Origin of the sequence: Halobacillus sp., assembly GCF_049282395.1 — a bacterium.
Taxonomy (GTDB): domain Bacteria; phylum Bacillota; class Bacilli; order Bacillales; family Halobacillaceae; genus Halobacillus.
Map to the genome: position 1 here is coordinate 1 of NZ_JBAPTY010000330.1, position 2,179 is coordinate 2,179.

General features: G+C 39.9%; 1 protein-coding gene. It reads right to left on the bottom strand.

The annotated features are described in order from the left end of the window. Positions 1-304 precede the first annotated feature (304 nt). Positions 305-1,501 carry an MFS transporter gene (locus WAM07_RS13990; RefSeq protein ID WP_422167799.1) on the bottom strand — a complete coding sequence of 399 codons (1,197 nt, stop codon included), beginning with the start codon at positions 1,499-1,501 and terminating at the stop codon, positions 305-307. Positions 1,502-2,179: the final 678 nt, after the last annotated feature.

Consider the following 2,179-nt stretch of genomic DNA (forward strand, 5'->3'; position numbering starts at 1 on the left):
AGAAAATTAATCAATATATTATTTTTAATTTTCTAAAAATAATGAATAGTGCCCAGAAGCGAATTTAAAGCGTTAAAGTGTAACAGATAAACGATTGTGAAAATAGCGGATTGGAAGAGAATATTACATGATTCGTAATAATGTGATGTTATTTTAATGTAATAAACCAGTGTATGAAGTTTATATGCTAACCTCAGAGGATTTGTTATAACTTTAGCACTATATACTTAAGTCTTAAAATAGTTCCATAAAAAAACAGCCATTCCTCAAGAAGTGGCTGTTTTCTATGCAAAATTAATAGATTTCACCCATGAAAGGTTATTCGTTTCGGTCGGATTGGAATGGAAACACCGATTAAAGCAATAACGGCACAGGCCAGAAACATGGGTGTGAATCCAGCAAGTGCGATTCCACTGACTGTCGTGAAAATCAGCAAATCAAAACCAGAATCAAGCAGCGATAGCAATGAAATGGTTGTCGCCCGCACGTTAGATGGAATCAAGTCATTGGATAGTTGCGAATAAATCGGATAACGAATGGCGCTCACTAGTTTTAAGATGAAGATCACTCCAAGAATCACCCAGAGGTACGTGTTAAATAAAGCCGCAAGTGTGAGCCCGGCTACGGCGAGCATTCCTGTGACCAACAGTAAATGAACACGACTCATTTTACTTGTCATCCATCCAATGGATCGTGAAGCCATAAAACCTATGAAACCGGCGGTTGCATAGACGATTCCAATCCAGTATACCGGAAGGCCCGCATCGACGAGCAGTTTTTGATCGAATTTCTCAAATATCGCTGTAGCGGGTATAAATACGAGCGATATGTTCATAAACATCCATAATACTTGAGGGGTTTTCCGGATTGCTTTTACCCCTGCCCATATCTGTCGGAGCGGCGGCTGTTGATCCCCTTCTTGCTGGGGCGGGTTTTTGATCGACAGCAGTAAAAAGAACTGGACCGTCATAAACACCAGACTTAATCCAATCAGCAGCTGAAATTGCTGTTCCGTTAAATCTTTAGCGATAAAAGCCCCTATCATAACCGCTATGATCGAGACGATAAACGTAGCTGAACCAATTTGCCCGATCGCTTTATCCATAAATCTTTCTTCGTTCGAAAGTTTAAGAGATTCGTAGATAAGGGCTTCGTCTGCTCCACTAAAAAAAGTAGCGGCAAACCCAGTTAAAAAACTGCTTAGGAAGAACACCCAGGGTTCAAAGGCGACGAGTAATAGACTATGACTGACTATAGCAAGTGCCGATCCTATTAAAAAAGCTGTTTTTGGTCCGTAGCGGTCAGCCAGTACCCCGGTCGGAATTTCACCGGCAAGGACTCCAATGCTGAAAAAAGTTAAGACAAGCAGAATTAATGACTCATCGAGACCTCTTTCAAAGTAAAAAAGTGTAAGTACCGGTTGGATGAAGCGCACGCTTCCAAATAATTCGGCCCAAAATAAAAAACGAATGTTGTGAGCGGCTAATGTATTCTTTTGCAAAATATAATCCTCCTGCTATACAGTAGTTCGTCTGGTATAGGTGCAGGAGTTAAAAGCTTGCAGCGATTGGATCAATGATTAGCTTGCTTTCACCCCTGCCTCTGAATGAGAAAAAATGATGAAAGTTTTTTGCATGATGGGTTCCTCCCTGATTCGTTGTCATAAAATTTAGTTCCCCTTCTTGAGAAAAACTTCTCCTTTTAAGCAGAACCTTCAAAGATACATATTCAGCAGGAACACGTTTATTCCTGCCTGACTTTGGATCATAAAATGAGCCGGGCAACGGCTGCGCTTTCATTTTACAGTTATTGTTTGAAGGGAAACTGAGGAACCGGTAAGCTATAAGTAGCAGTGTTTTTCAGGAAAATATATCGACGAATTCTGCTACTAACAACTGAACTTATATGAGAAATAATACTTGTTGAATGCCTTGATCATCTGGTGATCTGTGCTTTTTCGACAACGGAAATGAATAATTCTTCTTTCCTTACGATACTTTTACTAGAATAAATATGATAAAATAGATAGAGAGTTAAAACGGCATACATGTGCGCAGCAGCCGAAAAGCCTGCGGCGCTTTTTCTATTTCAATTTTTAAGGAAAATATTAATGAGCATAAGCTCGATCGTATAAAGGTGGTGTCTGATCGTGTTACATCCTTTTGGTCGTTTGTTCGGA